The following is a 19,594-nucleotide window of genomic DNA, read 5'->3' on the forward strand; positions in this document are numbered from 1 at the left end:
CTAGCCGCAGGCTCTGTGGCTGATTATCCAAACTCCGTGCAGGCTCATCGCCCATGCCATGACGACCAGGGCCGTCATCAACCGGGCGTGCCGCCTCATGCGGGCTTTGTGGATGGCCTCTTTATCGACCCAGAGGTTCTGCATAGGCGTCTCCGTTGCGCCCGTGGAATCTGCTTCGCGACTCGCCCTCAACTCGATGGCCAATCAAAGTCCAGCTTGTCGGCCCAGGAGCCACGGATCAGATCATAGTTGCTGGCGCCTTTCTTGAACCGCAGCGTCGGCTGACCGCGCACGGTCGTGTACTCGACCTTGTAGTAGATGCTGTTCAGTTCGTGCGTGAAGAAGCCATGAAACCGGTCCGCGTTCTGGCGCGTGTAGAACAGCGACAGATCCCGCAGCCGTTCCTTGAACTTCACGATCTTCGCCTCGACATCCTGAAGAATGACGACGGCGGCGTGACGCTGCTTTTCCGACATCTCGCAGATGAAGTCCAAAGCCTCCTGGCTGTAGGAGTCCGCCGCGACCGATGTCAGCGATCGGTGGATGTCTTCCAGCTCCTTGGTCGGGTTGTAGTCCTTGTGGACCGCGATGTGGCCGGAGAAGGTCCCGAAGGTATAGTCTCGGGTTTCGACGGCGTCTTTCCCACGACCCTTGAACCCCGCCGGACCGTAGTAGTCGTCCTGGTTCTCCGCGGACTCGTCCCGGATGATTTCGGTCAGGGTGAGCTGGCCGCCGTGGTGCTGCTTCATCTTGCGAAGCTGCTCGTGGACTTGGGGGAGGGTGTTGCGGATCTTCCGGTAAGACCGGACGGCCTCAAAGGCCACCGGCTTTAGCGTCTCCACAACGGTCAGCTTGGGACCGACCAACGGCAACGCCGCGAGGAGATAGGTCTCCTCATAGTCCCGCCGCTCGCGCCACTTCCGCTCCTTCTCGGCCTCGGCCAGCACATCATCATCGGCGCAGCAGTTGCCGATGAAGGCGCAGCACTGAAGCTCGGGAAACCAGACCAGCGAGCCGGTCAGGAAACGATTGGGCGTGCACATCGGGCAGGGGCAGTTATCGCCCTCCGGCCGCTTGGTGCCGTCCACCGTGATGAGATGCCGGAGGACCCGAAACGTCGCGTTCTTGGGAAGCGGGTTTCGGTACAGGGACTCAATCAGCTCCGGCTGGGCGGTCTCTTTGATCCGCGCCACGGTCTCGTCAATCCAGATGCCGGTCGGCCTATCATTGAAGGGCCGCCAAGGTAGTTGTTTTGTTTCAGAACTCGAACTCTTTACGCCACGCGACTTACGGTCGCCATTGGTCATAAACGCCCCTATGAGAACGAACCCAGAAGACTCATTTTGTTCTTATGGTTGGGAGGCCCCAAGCTCAGCCAATTCTCGAATCAGATGGGTATAACTAGTATGGGAACAAGGGGGAACCCGCAAGATTTGGCGGCCATATACCCCCGGTAGTCCCGTTTATCCACAGGGTCAGGCGGCGCGAGTACCCGGCTGGCCGTCGATCGCGCTCCCCTTGTCGGCACCCGGGAGAGCGGCCCGGACTAGCTCACGGTCAACCCACAAAATGATGCCCTGCTTCACCGTGGCCGTACTGTTGAGCTTTTCCTCTGTGCCGAAGGTAATTTTTGGTGCCCTTCTTCTGGATGAAATTCAACGTGTCGGCGCAGTCGTCTAGGTTCTGCCAGTTCACGTTCTCAAAGCCGACCTTTCAAGTAGTTCGCTGAGTTTCGTCTATCTCGCCTTCTCTTAGATCAAATTCACTTCGCGCAAGCCGCTGATGCGACCGAGCTTGACGACGATGCCCTCGAAACCTACCCAACAGATACTCACCCTTTTCAGAGCCGTTCCCTCTGCCGAGCAGGAACCCTGATAAGGCAGCTATGGAAAATTCACGTCGATAGTGAGCTTGCCCGGATAGAAGCCCTGAGCCAAACAGGCAGACGTGATTTGGGCGCCAAAGATGGCGGCGGCGAAGAAAACGCGGGCGAAACCAAAGCAAACTCATCGTTCAAAGATGAACCGCAGGCTTACCTGCTCCGGTCGTGGTTCGATGCCGCGCTGGATGCGGGAGGAGATGAAAGCATTGAAGCTGAAAGCGGACGCGTTTCGCGTCAGGGGGAGCAAATGACTCAGAATGGCATCACGCGCAGGCAGCATTACGTTCCGGACTTTTATCTTCAAGGTTGGTGTGATGACGAGGGAAGAGCAACTGCCCACGACCTTCAGAACCTGAATGACAAGAAAACGTTCAAAACCACCCCGGCCAATGTTCTTGTGCAGAGCTATTTCTATGAGGAAGACCCGGCCAAACCTGACAACAGGATTGAGGACATCTTGGCTGCGATGGAGGGGCGAGCCGCCACGGTAGTGAAGAAGGTCATAGCGGCCACGGCCGATACTTACGTGCAGGCCGCAGCTGCCAATTTGTCTCGGACGCTGACGGACGCCGACGTTGATATTCTCGCCGAGTTCGCCGCTTACCAGTACATGCGCGTTCCCGGCGCCATTGAACAAAAGCGCTCCGAACTCGAAGGATCGCTGCTAGATGAAGCTGCGAAGGCGCACCACCTCAACCCCGGACGGTTTGTCGAAAGCGGTTACGCCTACATCGTTGACCGCTTCAAGAAGATGAAGTTCATGTTCTTTATTTCATCGGGGCAAGACTTTGTCACATCCGATTGGCCGTGCTCAGAAAGAAAGGCAAACAACGGCTTGCGATGTCGAGCCCTGCGATTTATCTCTCCGTCCAGCTGAACGCTCAGGCGTCACGTTGGACGCCCACCGAGCTGGTCTCCCCAGCCAAACTCCAAACGAGGAGTTGCCGCTCAGCCCACCTCGAACAGAGGTCGGGTGAGCTTGGGCAGGCGGCGGTCCTTTGCCTCATTCTCAATAGCCGCATTGAGCAAAGGATCTAGCAATGAAAGTTTCAATCAATCGCATCCCGCAGCGAGTGCTGTCGGTCGCCTTAAGTTTCCGCGGCAAGTTCACCACGGAAGACTTCATTTCGCGGTTTACGGCAAGATTTCCCAACACATGGCGTTGGCTGGTGCTGTCTTACGGGTGGCCTGGCAAGAATGCGGGTAAGCACTACACCGCTGCATCCCGCGTGGCTCACATGTTGATTGCCCACGCTAACCGCGGCAGGATCAAACGGGTCGGTTACGTCAAGTCATCTGTTAACTGGGGTAGTCCGGTTGTGCTTCAGTTTCGCGCCTGATTTTGCTTGGACACACCTGTCTGATGTCTGGTCTGAGTCGACCGCCGGTTCAAATTAACGTACCTCCCCGACACATTTGCGTGCGGGGAGACAGCTTCTCGGAAGCCGCGGGACGGTGCAATCTCTCTGGAAAGGCTACCGAGCAAGCCACTCTTGGGACGCCATTCTGAAAGGTAGTTTTGGATCTGAAATGCACCTTTATGTTTGACAAATAGCGGCAAGTCATTGATATCGCAATAAATGCGATCGCCCTCCGAGCGGACCATAAACCCACGTTTACCGTTGGAATCCTTGCTTTACGTGCGGCGTTCGCATGTTGCGCGCTTCGCGTGTCCTTGAAAATCGTTGAGTGATTGGTTCTGATCGAACGCGACGATCTTGTCCGTGCGCTTGAGGCCAAGCTTCTCTCGATTAGCGCGTAAAAAGGACTTACAGCTCGCGCTCGGGAGCGGCGCTACGAACCGGTGGGCATGTCGCCAACAAGAAACAATCACTATGTTCCGCGATGGTACCAGGCCGGCTTCTTCGAGCCCGGGCGCAATACGCTCGCCTATTTTGATCTCGCGCCGCCTCGGAAAGCACTCGATGACGGTCGGATTGTTACGATCGGCAAGTCCCTGATCCATTGGCCGACGACCCAGTGCTTTCAACAGAAAGATCTCTATTCAACGTTCTTCGGCACGTTCGTCAGCGACGAGATCGAGCGCCGATTGTTTGGCGATGTCGATGCCAAGGGCGCGCAGGCCGTGCGAGCGTTTTGTGAGAACGACCCCGGTAAGTGGCACGAGCATTTTCAAACTCTGTTCCAATACATCGATGTGCAGAAAATCCGCACACCCAAGGGACTCGATTGGTTGAAGGCACAGTATCCCGCTTTGACGCAGAACGATCTCATGTTCGAAATGCAAGGCATTCGCTCGATGCACTGCACGATCTGGGCCGAGGGCGTGCGCGAAATTGTGTCCGCCGAGGACTCCGACATCAAATTCATCACCAGCGACCATCCGGTCACCATGTATAATCATGCGGTACCGCCCGATGCTGCGCTCTGCGCGTATCCGCTCGACCCGTCCATCGCTTTGAAGGCATCGCAGACTCTTTTTCCGGTCTCGCGTGACTTCTGCCTGATCCTCACCAATCTCGAATATGCCCAGAAACCCGATACAAACCCGCTCGAGAAGCGGACCTTCGCGCGAAACTACCGAAATTCAATGGTTCGAACCGACGCCTTCATCCGGGTGCGTAAGTTCGCCGCGCTCGATGTTGCGCGCATCAACCGGATTGTCCGAGCGAGAGCACGCCGCTTTATTGCCGCTGGCCGCAAGGAGTGGCTGTACCCGGACGAAACAGAGGATTGGAATGAATGCCGACGCGTTCTCTTACCGCCCGAAAACGAACTCTTCCACTATGGCGGCGAGATGTTCGCAAAGTTCGAGAGCGGTCACGTCCATTACCAAGACGCGTTCGGCAGGACCGAAAAGGAGCGTGAATGGCTGAAGAAGCCGGCCCACGCCAAACCCCTTCGGCCCAATGATGTGTGCGGTTGCGGCTACGGACAACGCTTTAAGGACTGCTGCGCTTCGAGACCGCCCGCGTTGCGACCAACTTGGACCGAGCGCAGCATCCGCGAACGCAACATCATGTTTTACAACGCCCTTGAGCATGTTCTCGGGCTCGCCGAAACGGAAAAAGACTGGGTCACCATCCGCCGCGAAATGACCGACGAGAAAATCAAGCAAATCTACCATTTGTACGAAGGTCTATGGCCGGAGCAGACCGACCTTTTACAGCTCCTCCCGAAGCCCGACGGGACGCCGCGGGCGATCTATACCGGCGCTATTCACCCCGACGCGATAGCGGACTACGCGCTCGGGGCATCGCTGTATTTTGGGGAGTTGATCATTCAGCACCCGTTCGTCAATGCGCGCATTCTGAACCCCAAATTTAGTCCCGTCAAAAATCCGAGTGCCTATCGTCAGGAGGTACTCAAATCGATTGCGTTCTTTTACACAGTAATGCCGTTGGTCGAGCGCGGCTTGGTCAATCTGATCCCTGATCCGTGTGACTTTGACAAACATCTTCGCGACCAGATGTGGCAGATGGCGCGATTCCGATCGGTCGGTAATGACCCGCGAATGTACGAAGACGATCGCACGAAGGCCTTGATGAGGGAGGATGCCCAGCGCGGTATCATGTCCATGCCGCAGCGGGTCTTGCGTTCGCAGATGCAAAAGGTGTTCCCTGACAAAGACGAATCTGAACGCGAGACCATGCTGAAAGCAATGCTTCGACTTCAAGAGCAGGATCCGCTGGCCGTCCTCCAGCAAGAGCCGTTTGAGAGCGGTGAGGGGGCGGCTAGCCTCAATATGGCGAAACTCGCGCCGAATTTTGAGATGGCCATGTATTTGGCTCAAGCGACAGGTGCCAGCATCGTCACCGATAGTCCGGCTCGCTGGCAAGAAATACTTATGGCCGTAGCCCGGCCGGCACGCATACCAACAATGGTGGTACCCGAGCTCGCCCGCGCTATTCGTGAGTCCGTGTTTGCGTTTCCACAAACGGCGTCTGACGTCGTGGCGTTAGCGTCGGATACGTCGTTTTTCGGGTATCATCAAGTTATGCGCGACACATTCAAGTATGTAACGAAACTCGGCGATCGCGGCCGCAAGCCAAATGTTGAGCAGGGGCTGGCTGGCCGCTTCACGCGTACGCACACACCGGCGCAGCGGAGTCTTCAAAAAGCCGATGTCCCGCTCAAACAAGCGCGAATTGCCGGTCTGTTCCAGCAGGGCGGGATCCAGGACAACACCGTCAATCGTCTGCTCTTGATGTCAAGTTCGGAGAACCATCTGCCAAATGTCGCGATGGTCTTTCATATTGAGCCGATTAAGGTGGTGGCCGACTAGGAGCGACGATTGTTGTCGCCATCGTCTCCCTAGCCTTTTCGAACCGGGCGTGTGATGCCGCTTTACCAACCATTCCCATAGGCTACATCTCGACGCCCGATCGTTGCGCACCGGTACCCGCTCGTGAGCCCTTCGACGAGCGACAGCGGCCCTGCGTCACAGCTAGCGGAATCGTTCGGAATCACGGCCTGTTGCTGGGCACCGCCTCTCGGTTTCGGCAGCGTTCGATGTTCCTGACTTTATGCGAGATAACAAGACCGATTTGCGTGCACACAGCACGCTGCCTAGAACGGCTATGAGGCAGCTAACGTCGCGATGAATTCCTCCATCGACGGCTGCTGTGCATATTGCAGCTTAAGAAGATCCTCAACCTTGAGATTGGTATAGCGCTGGAGCTGTCGCCAATCCTTGTGACCGGTGACCAATGCTACCTTTTCAATTGGAAGTCCTGCCTCGAACAGACGGCTTGTTCCCTCGTGTCGCAGATCGTGGAAGTGCAGGTCTTCGATCTTGAGTTCGTCGCAAGCTCGGGTGAACGCCGCACTTACGGATCTGTGGTTATGGGGAAAGATCCGTCCATAGCCGCGGGTCACAATGCGCTGCTGGAGCACGACCTCCCACGCGTCATAGCCCGTTAGATTGAGCAAAGGTACTTTCTGGTCATTTCCGTCCTTATTCCTCGGATCCTTTCTGTCCTGAATGACCACCAGCCGCTTCTTCATATCAACCAGCGGCCACTCGGGTTTGCAGATTTCTTCCTGGCGCAAGGTCGTTGCCACCGCGTATCTGACGATTCGTCCCATCGGAATGAATTGCCGACGGTTCGTCTCAAAGTATTCGATTAGTTCATCGAGTTCGTCTTGTGTGGGCCGTCGGTCACGCTCTTTGCTCTTTCCAACCAAATTGAGGTGACTTAACGCGACGCGCGCGAGGCGGGCTTCCTCGGCTGAAACCTCGATACCGTGCACCGCGGCGGCATGAGTTATGATTGTCCGGATGAAAGATAAGTCGATGGCCAACGTTGCAGGGCCAGCGCCTTCCTTGGCGCGCTTCCTTCCGAACTCGATCAGCCGTTCTCGATTGAGCGCGGGAAGCTTCACGCTGCCGAGCGCAGTCTTGAGCGACGCCATCACAGCAGCTTTTGACCGGCGAGGTGGCTTTCCAACTTCATGCATGTCTTCGTCGTGCAGGTCGATCAGATCGCCAAACGTGCGAACGTTTCGCGCCACGCGTGGCTTGGACAATCCGTTGCGGTCGATATTGCGCTCCATCTCGAGCGCCCATTCTTCGCCGTCCTTGCGCCGTCGGAATGTCTCGGCCACATAGCGGGTCTTGCGGCGGACCTGGACGCGCCAGTTTCCGGATGCCATTTGTGTGAAGGTCGCCACGCGTGTGCACTCCGACTTTCGTGTGCACTATGTGTGCACTGAGAGGTCAAAACGGGTACAAACGTGTGCAATTTCGTCTAGTTTGGAGTGCACACGTTCGCGGTTCATCCCATTGAAGAGTAAGATAAACTGTTGAAATATCAAGGCTATCGCTTTTCCGTTGCACCCATGATGGACCGGACTGGCTGATCCACGACGACGTTGCGTGATATTTTCCAAGGTGGGGCCAATTGGAGGGGAGGCGAGATGCTGAAGCCTAGCCTACGCTTGCTCAGTGCGGAGATCGTGCGCGACGGGGTTCGCGACATGCTGTACCGATCGTCAGCTGCACAACGGTACCGAACCGTTTATTTGCTCCGCACCTAGATAGTTGCGGCCAACTTGAGACTTACGCTAGGCAGGTCAGATCTCGCCAAGTGCAACCTGTCATCGCCGTTTGTCATCTGAAGCAGGCGTCGGGCGCGTACGGAGTCACCGAGCATGGTTGGTCGCAGAGCGCTTCGGCGCGAGCATGTTCGCGTTGCCGTGGGAACCGAGACTACCTCAATTCCGCTCGCTTGTAACGTCATCCCTAGGCACTTGCCGCCAAAATTGCCTGGCCGGCAGACGGTCGGTTACCGAGCGGCAAACGCGGAGACTGATCAATGCCGAAGCATAAGGAAACATCGGAGCAGCGCGAGAAGCGAGAACTCGACGAGGAATTGGACCGGCAATTGCAGCAAACCTTTCCGGCCAGCGATCCGCTGAAAATCACGCGGGGCTCAACTAAACAGCGAGAACCAAAGCCGGGTGCGCGCGACACCGAACGAAGACGCCGCTAGTCCATCGATCATCCCGGCAGAGTGGGAGCCGTAGGATCGCGGAAAGGGTTCGCCTGCGAATACGGCCGGCCGATGCGTGGCTCCGACGGCGACCAAGCGACGTCATCGATTTCTTGGCGACGTCTCTTGTGAGGCAAGGCTCGCCGCGAGCGACGCGCCGCGGTACGCGTCACGCCTGCGGTTCGGCGATGATCGGCCGGTTTGACATTGTGCGTTCAGAGCGAGCGGGAGGAACAACGAGAACGTCCACACTCAACGAACGCAGGACTTCTTCCGTTACGCTCCCGATCAAAGCCCGAAGCAATCCAGATCGGCCGTGCGTCCCCATCACCAGCACGTCAGGCCGCCTCTCCGAAACAGCACGGGTGATGACCTGCATGGGCCCGCCCTCGGCGACCTGGAGAGACCATCGTTGCGTGCCGAGCTTATTCGCCACCAGAAACTTCGTCAGCTCCTCGGTTGCCTTTAGACGCTCGCTATCGACATATCCGCTGATGACGGCCGCGCTCGCACCGGAGCGGACCAATCGCGCTTTCGTTATCGGCGAGAAGGCGTGAAGGATCGTTGTTGCGCCCTCTGTCAAGAGTCCGGTGGACAGGCCCACGCGGATTGCATCGGCGGATGTATCCGACATATCGACCGGCACCAGAGCGCGTTCATAGTGCCGCTGCGCCTCGTTGTTCACCATCAGAACCGGATACCTTCCTCCGCGAATTACACGCTCGATTGTGGTGCCTGTGAAGATGTCGCGCAGAAACTGCTTACGATGGGCTCCCATTACAATGAGATCCGCGTCGGCTGCTGCAGCCGCTCGCAATATCCCATCAAAGGGATGGCCCTTGACCACAGTCGGGTAGCACTGAACGTTTTGCAGCTCCGGCATGGATGCGATCTGCTCAACCAGCACCCGCTGTGCCTCACGCTCTTCGATGCGGATCAGCTCCGCTGGCTGATCCTCGTCGACGACATGAACAAGGTGCAGAGTTGCAGCAGGGGGGCGCGCCAGGAGGCCGGCCTGCCGCAAAGCGCGATTGGACCGCGTCGAGAAATCTGTCGCAGCGACGATATTCATGTAAGAACCCTTATAATTGCGAACGGCCGCCAGCCCGATGGCTTGCCAAGCTCGACCAGCGCGGCAATTCGGTTGCCTTGCGGAGGGCCTATGACGCTGTTGGCTGCCGGCTTCATTCGTCTAGTCCACCAGGTTGGCTTGGACCGACGATCTGGAGCCAAGAAGCAACCAAGCATCGCGCCCCGCGAACATGCGGCGCACGATATCTTTCTCGCTCATAAGCAACTGTTGTACGCGGTGACGGAGGTGAACCTCCCAACGTCACCTTTTAGGATCGTGAGGAATTGGCGCTCGGCGGCGAGCGAATGCCTCGCGGAAGCCATCGGGATCTGAAATCCAGATGAACATGACCCATGAGGTCAGGACGAGCAGCGCGAAGAACACCGACATGAGAAACTCCCGGCTTTGGTTGCAGAAATGTTGAGGAACCGTCCCGGACGATGTGAATCGTCCGGGTTATCGGCGGATCTGCAGCTGGGTCCTATAAATCCGGCGTCGTAGCGTTGTAGTCATCACTGCCTCTGTTTGCGGTGCGGCTCGCTTGCGAGCGGCATGTGCATTGCTCTGCTCTGCCGGGCACCGAGCTTCCAGCCCTCGCGAACGCGGCATGGACTGGGTTCGGGGCTGATTGTCTCCGATCAGGCGGCCAACATGCAAAGACTTCGGCGAACTCGCCTACTACTCAGCGTCATGCATCATGTACTTAGAGGTGGGCATGCGATGCAGGAAATCAAATGCGACATTTAGCCTGGATTGGCCGACTGGCCGGTCGAGGAATCTGCCGCAAAAAATCGCGCATCTCTCGCTAATTGCCCTCTGGTCCGCGAACTTGCGCACTCTTTTCGGCGGTATCGCGAAATCGCGCTGCGCCCACCAATACGGTCAAGGCAATAGGTGTGGTTACCACGCCAAGCCCGATGATCAGGATTTCGTGCAGCACGGGCCTGCTCTGAAGTACCGAAAAGCAAACGATTGAAGCAGCTGCAATGAATGCGGTGCCCAGCGTTGTCCCGAGCGTCGGCGCGTGGACCCGCTCGTAGAATGTGCCGAACCGCAAAAGGCCCAGCGAACCGACCAGTGTGACGGCGGCGCCGACAAGAAGGAGAAGTGCCGTGAGAGCCGCAGCCCAGGGCGGCAGGTGTTCGATGCCGTTCATTCCATCACCTCGCCGCGCAGCAGAAACTTCGCCAGCGCAACCGTACCGACAAAACCGAAGAGGGCCATGGCCAGAGCCGCCTCGAAATAGAGCGTTTCGCCGGATCGAATCCCGAACGTCAGAAGCAACAACATCGCGTTCACGGACAGCGTGTCGAAGCCCAGAACGCGATCCTGTGCTCGCGGCCCCCGAAAGATGCGAACCGCGCCACAGCCGATAGCCAACACCAGAAGTACCTGCGCGGCGACAAGCGCGTAGATTAGCAAGAGCTGGCTCATTCGAATATCTCCAGCAGATGGCGTTCGTAGCGCTGCTTGATCGTGCGGATCCACTCGGCTTCATCGACCAGGTCGAGAACATGGATCATCAACAAGCCCTTCTGTGCATCGAAATTCACCCACAGCGTTCCGGGCGTCGAGGTGATTATGCAAGCCAACATGGCCAGTCCGTAGGGATTGCGCATGTCGAGCGGAATGTTCACGAACCCGGATTTTCGCTGCCGGCGCCCAAAGCCGAGAATGATCTGGCCAACCGCCAAGTTGGAGCGGATGATATCAATCGCTACCAATCCCAACAGGCGTAGAAGGACGGCGGGTCGCCTGACGTGCGTGCTTGGCAGCTCCAGCACGGTGAGGATCCGCCCGCCGACGAGCGCGATCACACAACCGAGGAGGACATGTCCGACCGTGACCGCTTGATTGAGCAGCAGCCACAATGCGAGGAGGCAGAAGCTCACCCGCGGAAAGGGCAGGAATCGCGTCATTCGCCACCCGCCTTTCGGCTGCCTTGGACGCTGATCTCCAGGACGTCGCTGACGTAGCCCGCCGGCGCATGCAGCGATTGCGCCGTTGCCTGCATGAAACGCATCACCGGGCCGGCGAGCACTGTCTGGGTCGCGCAAATGATCAACAGGAACAAGATGGGCGCCATTTCGATCAGGCGCACACGCGGCACGGTGCGATCTGGCGAGGCCCAGAAGGAGCGGATACCTGCTCGGGTCAGCGCGATCAACGCCGCAAAACTGGATGCGAGGAGCGCCAACAGGAGCGCCCGTCCACTGCCGGGAACGGCACCACCCGGATGCATGTCTGAAGGATGAAGCGCCGCCGTAAGCAGCGCGAATTTGGCTATGAACCCCGACAGCGGCGGAAGCCCGGCGATGACCAGTGCGCATCCGATAAAGGCGACGCCGAGCAATCCCATCGTGCCCACAATGGCCATGCCGACTTCCTCTTCGGTATCGTCCGCATCGTCGTCTCCTCCGTAAGCTTCTCGCGTGACGGCGATCACGTCAGCTCCGGGTTCGCGGCCGCGCTCGATGAGTTCGGCCAGAAGGAAGAACGCGCTGATGCCGAGGGTCGAGCTGACCAGGTAAAACAGTGCTCCACCGGTGACGCTGACTTGCCCCGTCCCTGTGGCTGCCAGCACGGTTCCGGAGGATACGAGCACCGAAAAGCCGCCGAGACGGGCGGTGTCCTGGGATGCCAATGTGCCGATTGCTCCGAAGGCGATCGTCGCCAACCCACCCCATAACAGCCAGTCACTGCCGAAGCCCGCTGATGCGCCACTGCCCTCACCAAAAAGCAACAGCGATAGACGTAGGATGATATACACGCCGACCTTGGTCATGATCGCAAAGATCGACGCCACCGGTGGACTCGCGGCTGCGTAGGCCGTCGGCAACCAGAAACACAGGGGCCACATGCCAGCCTTGAGCAGGAAGGCCACCGCCAGCATGCCGGCGCCTGCTTCGAGCAAACCGCGGCTCTCCGCAGCGATTGTTGGTATCTGCGCCGAGAGGTCCGCCATATTGAGCGTCCCGGTGACGCCATAGATCAGGCTGACCCCGATCAGGAACAACAGCGACGCGACCAGATTGACGACGATGTAGTGCAACCCAGCTTTCACCCGTGCGAGACCGGAACCATGCAGCAGAAGTCCGTACGAAGCGGCCAGCAACAACTCGAAGAAGACAAACAGATTGAAGAGATCGCCGGTCAGGAAGGCACCATTGAGGCCCATTAACAGAAATTGAAAGAGCGGATGAAAATGCGCGCCTGTCCGGTGCCAACGGGCAAGAGAGAACACGACCGACGCCAACGCCAGGATGCTGGTCAGGAGCAGCATGAGGGCGGAGAGCCGATCGAGAACGAGGACAATTCCGAACGGAGCAGGCCAATCGCCCAGGCGATAGACTTCCCTGATTCCGGGGTGATCCGAATCAGACATTCTGAGCAAGATCACCGCGACACAAACGAGTGCAACCGTTCCGGCGACGTTGACCGCAGCCACGATGTTGCGGTGCCGCTCTCCATTCAAGAGCAGCATGCCTGCGCCGGCGAGTAGAGGCAGGACGATTGGCGCAACAACCAGATTTGCGATTCCGCTCACGCCTCTGGCTCCTGACCATCAACGTGATCGGTGCGAGCCAGGCCGCGCGACGCGAGGAGAACGACAAGGAACAACGCCGTCGTCGCAAAACTGATGACGATTGCAGTCAGTACGAGCGCCTGTGGTAGCGGGTCAGCATGTTTCGTTGCATCCCCGATCTCCTTTGCGATCAGCACCGGCGCTCCCGTCCGCACCCGTCCCATCGCCACGATGAAGAGATTGACGGCGTAAGAGAGCAACGAAAGCCCGATGATGACTTGAAACGTGCGCGGCCTGAGGATCAGCCACACTCCGGACGCCGTAAGCGCACCTATGCCGATGGCCAGGCTAAGCTCCATTACACCAACTCCTCTTTCGGTCGCTCATCGGGCGCCCGTTGCCCCGCCTGGAGCGGCACGCCATAGCGACGCAGCGATTGATGCGCGATTGCGATGAGCATCAAGACCGTGGCGCCGACGACGAGCGAGAACACACCGATATCGAAGAGAAGAGCGCTGGCCGTGGGGACGCGACCGAGCAGAGGCAGTTCGGCATATGCAAAGTACGAGGTCAGGAAGGGGTGTCCGAAAACACAGGCGGCAGCTCCCGTAAACCCTGCCAGCAAGAGGCCGAAACCCATCCAACGCACCGGCATGACGTGAAGACGAGCTTCCACCCACACCGTGCCGCGAGCCATATACTGCAGGATGAACGCTGTTGCCATTGCGATGCCGGCGACGAAGCCGCCGCCCGGAAGGTCGTGCCCGCGCAAGAGAAGGAAAATGGCCACGACGCCGATCACGGGAAACAGCAGCCCCATCATCAATGCCGCGGTAGCCAGCGTGTCCTTGGCAGTGTCGCCCTTCTGTCGATCGGGATGAGCCTCGTCGTGGGCATCCTGGGCATGCTGCTGTTCGGGAACGGGAATGCTTTCGGGGGCCGGACGGAAACGGCGCAAAAGCGCGAAGACGGTCAGCGCGACGACCGCAAGCACCGTGATCTCGCCGAGCGTATCGAACCCGCGAAAATCCACCAGGATGACGTTCACCACGTTGGTTCCGCCCCCCTTCGTGTAGGCGTTTTCCACGAAGTATCGCGAAATGCTGTGATTGTCCGCGAGCTGCATGGCTGCCAGCGCAAGGGTGGCCAAACCGAGCCCGGCGAGGAGCGCGATGGAGAAGTCGCGAACGCGGTGCCACCGAATGCTGTCGGGCGCCTCGGCCGGGCCTGGTCGCGCAATGCGTTTCGGCAACCACCGCAAGCCGAGCAACAGGAGAACCGTCGTAACCGTCTCAACGACGATCTGCGTCAGCGCGACATCGGGAGCGGACAGCCAGACGAAGCTGACGCAGGTGACGAGACCCGCGGTCCCGAGCAGTATCAGCGCCACCACCCGATGAAATTTGGCCTGGACCGCGGCCCCCACCGCGCAGCCAACGCCGACCACCCAGAGTAATCCAAAGACGAGGTCGAATTCCCTCCCTGACGGTCCCGTCAGCGAGAGGCCGCGGGCGTAGAGGGGCAGCAGGGCAGCGACGAACGCCACGCCGGCCAACAGTCTCAATTGTGGTTGGAGACGCCTCGTGCCGAGATTGGTGGCGAGCCATCGTGCAAGCCGCCAGGACAATGTCACCAACACCCAGTCAAAGATCCGCTTGCCATTGATGCGACCGAGCAAGGGCGGTCCTTCATGCGCGAGCAGGTAGGAGCGCAGCATAACGTACACGCCCAACCCGCCGACCATCGCTACGATGCTCATCAGAAGTTCAGGCGTAATTCCGTGCCAGAGACGAAGGCTGTACTCCGGCATCGCGGAGCCAAGAACCGCCCGGGCAGCCGTATCGAGGATCGGCGCTACGGTGAGAGCTGGCGCGACGCCGACGATAAGGCATGCCAGCACGAGCAATTCGGCCGGAAGCCGCATCAACAGGGGCGGCTCATGTGGAACGCGTGGCAAGCCGGCTGGAGCCGGGCCGAAGAACACGTCGCGAATAAAGCGCAGTGAATAGGCAACCGTGAACGTGCTGGCGAGAGTGACGATGTACGGCAGCGCCTGATCGACGAGGGAATTGTCATGGACCTCGATCGTCTCGGCAAAAAACATCTCCTTCGACAGAAAGCCGTTCAGCAACGGCACTCCCGCCATTGCCGCGGCAGCCACCATGGCCAGCGTCGCCGTAATCGGCATGAAGGTCCATAGCCCGCTAAGGCGGCGGATGTCGCGCGTGCCAGTTTCGTGATCGATGATGCCGGCCGCCATGAACAGCGATGCCTTAAAGGTCGCGTGGTTCATGATATGGAAAATCGCCGCGATCTGCCCGAATGGGGTATCGAGTCCGGTCAAAAGCGTGATCAGTCCGAGATGGCTGATCGTCGAGTAGGCTAATAGCCCCTTCAGATCCTGCTGGAACACGGCGAGAAACGCGCCCAGAAAAAACGTGATCAGGCCGATCGAGCCCACCAGCCACAGCCATTCATTCGTTCCACCCATTGCCGGCCAGAGCCGCACCAGAAGGAACACTCCGGCCTTCACCATTGTTGCCGAATGGAGATAAGCGGAAACGGGAGTTGGAGCGGCCATCGCGTGCGGCAGCCAGAAATGAAACGGGAATTGCGCGCTTTTGGTGAGAGCGCCGAGAAGGATCAGAACGAGTGCGGGGACATAAAGCCCGTGCGAACGGATCACGTTTCCGGAGGCCAGCACCTGCTCCAGGTCATAGCTGCCGACGATGTGCCCGATCAGCAGCACGCCGGCGAAGAGGCAAAGCCCGCCCGTCGACGTGATCACCAGCGCCATGCGCGCGCCGTCTCTCGCAGCCGCGTTGTGGTGCCAGTAACTGATCAGCAGGAATGAAAAGAGACTGGTCAGCTCCCAGAAAAAGACCAGTTGGAGCAGGTTGCCGGAGAGCACGATTCCCAGCATTGCCCCCATGAAGGCGAGCAGGAGGGAGAAGAACCGCGGAACGGGATCACTGGGTGACATGTAGTAGCGGGCATACAGCACCACCAGAAAGCCGATGCCGGTGATCAGCATGGCGAAGGCCCATGCGAACCCGTCAAGCCTCAGCACAAACGCGAGTCCAAGTTCAGCGACCCAGTCCGTTCGCCACCCGACAACGCCGCCGTTCGTCACGTTCGGATATGACGCGCCGATGAGGCAAAAAGCTGTAATTGCGACCGCTCCAGCGAGCCATGCCTCTGCGTTGCGTGCGTTGCCCGGCAAGAGTGCCGCAATAAAGCTTCCTGCGAAAGGAAGGACGAGAACGGCAAGCAGGAACATTTGCGTTCATTGCCCCAGACTGCGAGGTGGAGAGATGCTTTCGCTGATCCTCAATTGCTTAGCCGAGGCGGATCGACATCTCCACTGCTAGATTTAGCGCCATTGTGATGGTTTGGCCCGGAAAACGCCATCTGGCGGACACTGGCTCCGCAATTGAGCGGTTCAGATCCAGTGTGGAAGGGTGCCCGTTGCAGCGGCAACGGCGGCCGCGAGAGCGCCGAGCAACGCGTAGAATCCGCAGAGCGCGATCACCCGCCAGCCACTCATCTCGATCGGCTCGGTGTCCTCAGCTGGGCTGACCTCGGAGCGGTATCGCATGTCATGGCGCCCGTTCAGTGTTCCATCGCAGGTGCAAGCGATCGACGCCGACTATAACAATGGCTCTGTAGAACGACGGCTCACATTCACGTCAAACCGCCGCCCAGGCCGAAAGAGCGATCGCCTGCAGCAACGCCAGTCTGGCCATCCCACGCGACGTAACCTTCAACGCATGTTCTTGCGCAGCCAGGTAAACCGCGTGATTGTCCGACTCTTTCACTCCAACGACGCTTCTTTGTTCCTCTTGATACGTCGCGTGCACAGGTGCTGTGCGGTTTGGTCGCAATGTTTCCAGGAAAATGAACTACTATAGTCAGAGCATCATGGCTTATGTCATCGACATTGATGCGCGCACCGCGCGTTTTGGTCTTCACGCCGGCCGCCTCCAAGCAGGCAGTTAGCCGGACGGTGTTCGCGCCGTCCGGGCTCTTTTCCAGCTTTCGTGACCTCCACTCGAGAGGTCGTCTTGAAGCAGAAGGAGTGCGCCGTGCTGCCTCTTCCAAAAATCGCACTGACCTCATCAGACTATCCGCGGCTCGAACAGCTCGCCCGCCTCGCCGTCCAAAAAGGAGATTTGGACGGGATTTTCCTCATGGGCGAAATCAACCGCGCCGATATCGTCGCGGACGAAACGGACAACGTCCGTCCTTTCGTGACGATCGGATCATGGGTCACCCATTGCACGAATTGGGGCGTTCCGCGTCGCACCGTGCAACTGGTCTGGCCCGAGGAGTGCTGGTCGGATCCCGCCTGCATTTCGGTGTTGACCCCGCTGGGTACAGCTTTGATCGGACTGCAGGTCGGCGATCAGATGCCGTACTTCGTCGCCGGATGTCTGAATGTCGTCAGGGTCCAAAGCCTGACCCCATCGGATTCAAAGGTCGTCCCACTCTTCCGAAGAGGGCCGACGCGGTCAGGCAACCCGTTCGATGACGACCCCGGACCAACTGCAGCATAGGAGCGACCAATGCGCAATTTCGAAGCTGAGAACCGGCGAGAACAGTCGGCGTTGCCGCCGATCAAGATTACTGAGGACGAATCACGGCGCCTCAGTTCCTTGGCCAATTCGAGCATGGATCTGTTTCCGCGAGTGGCCCATTTTCTCGCTCGAGAGATGGAACGTGCCACGGTGACGGACGAGAACAACTTGCGAGGCGTGATCAGGATGGGATCGAAAGTGACCTATCGCGACGACGAGACGGGTGCGAACCGAGAGATCGTGCTGGTCTATCCGCATGAGGCAAACATCGAGCTCAATCGAATCTCGGTCCTGACGCCTGTTGGAGCGGCCTTGATCGGCCTATCGCCGGGGCAGCGGATCGACTTCGAGACACCCCACAAGCGCATCAGGGGCCTCACCGTTCTCGCTGTGTCCTGATAAGCCCTCGCGTTAAGTCAGATCGAACATCGCCGCCTTGCGATGTGGGCGCGCCGTCTCGAGGCTTCGCGCCCGGATCTGGCCCTTCTTGAATGAATTCGATGGACCGGCTTGCCTGCGATGGAGGTTGCTGCCGTGCAGCAAGTCACTCGCCCTAAGCTTCGCGAATCAGCGCCCGGCGCGTTCCGGCACCAAACTCAGAAGAGCCACTCAGGGGTTGGCATTGTTCAGGAACGCCTTCTCGCTCTTCGCCGTTGACCCTCGTTAGACACACAGCGGAAACAGCCATGAAGAACATCAGTGCCGGCCAGATCGCGCTGTTGGTTGCTCTGGGAGCCATGTTGATCCTGACCGGCGTTTGGGCTGTCTCGATCTGGGGAGCCAGCAGTGGGGGCGAAATGGGCAAGCATGGCTGGATCGCGCTTGGGCTCGGAGCTTTCTTCTCGCTGGTTATCGGCTGCGGGCTGATGGCCCTGATGTTCTTCAGCAGCCGCAGCGGCCGCGACGATGTCGCCGATCCCTTCCGTCGGCGGAGCGGCGAAGACAGATAGTCGGACGCGCGAGCGAGCAGGGCGTGGTCACTCTAGCTTGCTGCCAGCGTTGCCAGGAACTGCTCCAGCGACGGCTGAGCGGCTTTCTGCATCTTGTGCAGATCCTCGGGCTTGAGATTTGTATAGCGTCGCAACATTCGCCAATCCTTATGACCCGTCACCATAGCAACCTGCTGTATTGAGAAACCCGCTTCGAAGAGTCTGCTTGTCCCTTCGTGACGCAAATCGTGAAAGCATAGATCATCGATATCGATCGCGTTGCACGACCTGCGGAAGGCAGCGCCGACGGACTTCGAGTGGTAAGGAAATACGCGCCCGAGGCCGCGCGTGAGAATCCGCTGCTCGAGCATAAGCTGCCAGGCATCGTATCCGGTCGAATTGAGGAGAGGAACCACTTGGTGGTTTCCGTCCTTGCGCCTCGGATCTTTGCGGTCGCGAATGGTGACAGTTCGCTTCGTCATATCGACATCGGACCATTCGATCCGGCATATCTCGGCCTGGCGCATTGCCGTGGCGACAGCGAAGCGAACAATTCGTCCGAGCGGCAGAAATTGTTGCGGGTTAGACTCGGCATATCCGATCAGCCGATCGAGTTCGTCCTGGGTTGGGCGCCGATCTCGCTCGTTTGACTTTCCGACCAGATCCAAGTGCTTGAGGGCGGCTCTAGCCAGTTGGACGTTCTCGACTGACACGTTGATGCCGTGGACGGCGGCAGCATGAAGCAGGATCGTTCGGATGAATGCGAAATCGATCGCAATGGTCGCCGGTCCAGCGCCTTGAGCAGCTCGCTTTCGCCCGAACTCAATCAATCTCTCCCTGGTCAGCTCTTTGAGGTTTGTTCGTCCAAGCGAGATCTTGAGGGCCTTGAGCACCATCGACTTGGATCGTCGTACGGGCTTGCCGACCTGGGCAAGATCGTCGAGATGCAGGGTGATCAAATCGGAAAAAATTCGAGGCTGCTCAAAAGGCCGGGAACGTCGAATTGGGGTGCCGCGATCGATAGAGCGCTCCACATCAAGCGCCCATTCTTCAGCATCGCGCCGTCGCACGAACGTGTTTGCGATGTACTCGTTTTTCCTCCTGACCTGAACGCGCCAGCTTCCCGATCTGAGTTTTGTAAACGTCGGCATTG

19 protein-coding genes are annotated in these 19,594 nt (G+C 58.7%); 7 read left to right on the top strand and 12 right to left on the bottom strand.

Translation table 11 applies throughout. The features are described 5' to 3' along the window. Positions 1-188 precede the first annotated feature (188 nt). On the bottom strand, positions 189-1,307 hold the full coding sequence (locus tag ACSHT2_RS34065; protein ID WP_440639447.1) for a hypothetical protein: 1,119 nt from the start codon (positions 1,305-1,307) through the stop codon (positions 189-191). 645 nt (positions 1,308-1,952) lie between these two features. Between ACSHT2_RS34065 and ACSHT2_RS34070 the strand changes: the two genes are divergently transcribed. The 3 genes from ACSHT2_RS34070 (at position 1,953) to ACSHT2_RS34080 (ending at position 6,128) form a co-directional block, all read left to right on the top strand. Further along, positions 1,953-2,759, top strand: a complete 807-nt coding sequence (locus tag ACSHT2_RS34070; protein ID WP_440639449.1) for a DUF4238 domain-containing protein — start codon at positions 1,953-1,955, stop codon at positions 2,757-2,759. Positions 2,760-2,922: 163 nt separating this feature from the next. Continuing rightward, a complete protein-coding gene (locus tag ACSHT2_RS34075; protein ID WP_440639451.1) occupies positions 2,923-3,222 on the top strand; it encodes a hypothetical protein in 300 nt (99 codons plus the stop codon). A gap of 470 nt (positions 3,223-3,692) precedes the next feature. Continuing rightward, positions 3,693-6,128: a DUF4238 domain-containing protein gene (locus ACSHT2_RS34080; protein WP_440639452.1), complete on the top strand. Its 2,436-nt coding sequence runs from the start codon at positions 3,693-3,695 to the stop codon at positions 6,126-6,128. 293 nt (positions 6,129-6,421) lie between these two features. Here the strand turns inward: ACSHT2_RS34080 and ACSHT2_RS34085 are convergent, their stop codons facing one another. Beyond that, complete coding sequence (locus tag ACSHT2_RS34085) at positions 6,422-7,516, bottom strand: site-specific integrase (protein WP_440639453.1); 1,095 nt, start codon at positions 7,514-7,516, stop codon at positions 6,422-6,424. Between the two features lie 644 nt (positions 7,517-8,160). Between ACSHT2_RS34085 and ACSHT2_RS34090 the strand changes: the two genes are divergently transcribed. Beyond that, positions 8,161-8,337 (top strand): hypothetical protein, encoded by a 177-nt coding sequence (locus ACSHT2_RS34090; protein ID WP_440639454.1) that lies wholly within the window; start codon positions 8,161-8,163, stop codon positions 8,335-8,337. A 169-nt stretch (positions 8,338-8,506) separates the two neighbouring features. On the opposite strand, the gene ACSHT2_RS34095 is transcribed toward ACSHT2_RS34090, so the two are convergent. The 9 genes from ACSHT2_RS34095 to ACSHT2_RS34135 all read right to left on the bottom strand — a co-directional run bounded on the left by ACSHT2_RS34095 (position 8,507) and on the right by ACSHT2_RS34135 (position 16,533). Continuing rightward, entirely contained in the window at positions 8,507-9,409 is a 903-nt protein-coding gene (locus ACSHT2_RS34095; RefSeq protein ID WP_440639456.1) for a universal stress protein, read from the bottom strand. A 261-nt stretch (positions 9,410-9,670) separates the two neighbouring features. Then, entirely contained in the window at positions 9,671-9,799 is a 129-nt protein-coding gene (locus ACSHT2_RS34100) for a hypothetical protein (RefSeq protein WP_018458533.1), read from the bottom strand. A gap of 415 nt (positions 9,800-10,214) precedes the next feature. Continuing rightward, complete coding sequence (gene mnhG / locus ACSHT2_RS34105) at positions 10,215-10,565, bottom strand: monovalent cation/H(+) antiporter subunit G (RefSeq protein ID WP_440639458.1); 351 nt, start codon at positions 10,563-10,565, stop codon at positions 10,215-10,217. Continuing rightward, on the bottom strand, positions 10,562-10,843 hold the full coding sequence (locus ACSHT2_RS34110; protein ID WP_440639460.1) for a K+/H+ antiporter subunit F: 282 nt from the start codon (positions 10,841-10,843) through the stop codon (positions 10,562-10,564). Before ACSHT2_RS34110 ends, mnhG begins: the two co-directional genes overlap by 4 nt. Then, positions 10,840-11,328 carry a Na+/H+ antiporter subunit E gene (locus ACSHT2_RS34115; RefSeq protein ID WP_440639461.1) on the bottom strand — a complete coding sequence of 163 codons (489 nt, stop codon included), beginning with the start codon at positions 11,326-11,328 and terminating at the stop codon, positions 10,840-10,842. The genes ACSHT2_RS34110 and ACSHT2_RS34115 overlap by 4 nt, the downstream gene beginning before the upstream one ends. Further along, positions 11,325-12,956 (bottom strand): monovalent cation/H+ antiporter subunit D, encoded by a 1,632-nt coding sequence (locus tag ACSHT2_RS34120; protein WP_440639462.1) that lies wholly within the window; start codon positions 12,954-12,956, stop codon positions 11,325-11,327. The genes ACSHT2_RS34115 and ACSHT2_RS34120 overlap by 4 nt, the downstream gene beginning before the upstream one ends. Next, the gene (locus tag ACSHT2_RS34125; protein ID WP_018458528.1) at positions 12,953-13,294 is read right to left on the bottom strand and encodes a Na+/H+ antiporter subunit C; all 342 of its coding nucleotides are present in this window, start codon (positions 13,292-13,294) and stop codon (positions 12,953-12,955) included. The genes ACSHT2_RS34120 and ACSHT2_RS34125 overlap by 4 nt, the downstream gene beginning before the upstream one ends. Next, complete coding sequence (locus ACSHT2_RS34130) at positions 13,294-16,215, bottom strand: monovalent cation/H+ antiporter subunit A (RefSeq protein ID WP_440639464.1); 2,922 nt, start codon at positions 16,213-16,215, stop codon at positions 13,294-13,296. The genes ACSHT2_RS34125 and ACSHT2_RS34130 overlap by 1 nt, the downstream gene beginning before the upstream one ends. A gap of 162 nt (positions 16,216-16,377) precedes the next feature. Then, positions 16,378-16,533 carry a hypothetical protein gene (locus ACSHT2_RS34135; protein ID WP_440639465.1) on the bottom strand — a complete coding sequence of 52 codons (156 nt, stop codon included), beginning with the start codon at positions 16,531-16,533 and terminating at the stop codon, positions 16,378-16,380. 466 nt (positions 16,534-16,999) lie between these two features. Between ACSHT2_RS34135 and ACSHT2_RS34140 the strand changes: the two genes are divergently transcribed. The 3 genes from ACSHT2_RS34140 (at position 17,000) to ACSHT2_RS34150 (ending at position 18,462) form a co-directional block, all read left to right on the top strand. Further along, positions 17,000-17,491 carry a GreA/GreB family elongation factor gene (locus tag ACSHT2_RS34140; RefSeq protein ID WP_440639466.1) on the top strand — a complete coding sequence of 164 codons (492 nt, stop codon included), beginning with the start codon at positions 17,000-17,002 and terminating at the stop codon, positions 17,489-17,491. A 9-nt stretch (positions 17,492-17,500) separates the two neighbouring features. Further along, a complete protein-coding gene (gene rnk / locus ACSHT2_RS34145; RefSeq protein ID WP_440639467.1) occupies positions 17,501-17,911 on the top strand; it encodes a nucleoside diphosphate kinase regulator in 411 nt (136 codons plus the stop codon). A gap of 287 nt (positions 17,912-18,198) precedes the next feature. After that, positions 18,199-18,462 (top strand): hypothetical protein, encoded by a 264-nt coding sequence (locus ACSHT2_RS34150; protein ID WP_440639469.1) that lies wholly within the window; start codon positions 18,199-18,201, stop codon positions 18,460-18,462. A gap of 32 nt (positions 18,463-18,494) precedes the next feature. Here the strand turns inward: ACSHT2_RS34150 and ACSHT2_RS34155 are convergent, their stop codons facing one another. Further along, positions 18,495-19,592 (bottom strand): tyrosine-type recombinase/integrase, encoded by a 1,098-nt coding sequence (locus ACSHT2_RS34155; RefSeq protein ID WP_440639471.1) that lies wholly within the window; start codon positions 19,590-19,592, stop codon positions 18,495-18,497. Positions 19,593-19,594 lie beyond the last annotated feature (2 nt).

It is taken from the genome of Bradyrhizobium sp. PUT101 (assembly GCF_052043945.1).
Classification (GTDB): Bacteria; Pseudomonadota; Alphaproteobacteria; order Rhizobiales; family Xanthobacteraceae; genus Bradyrhizobium.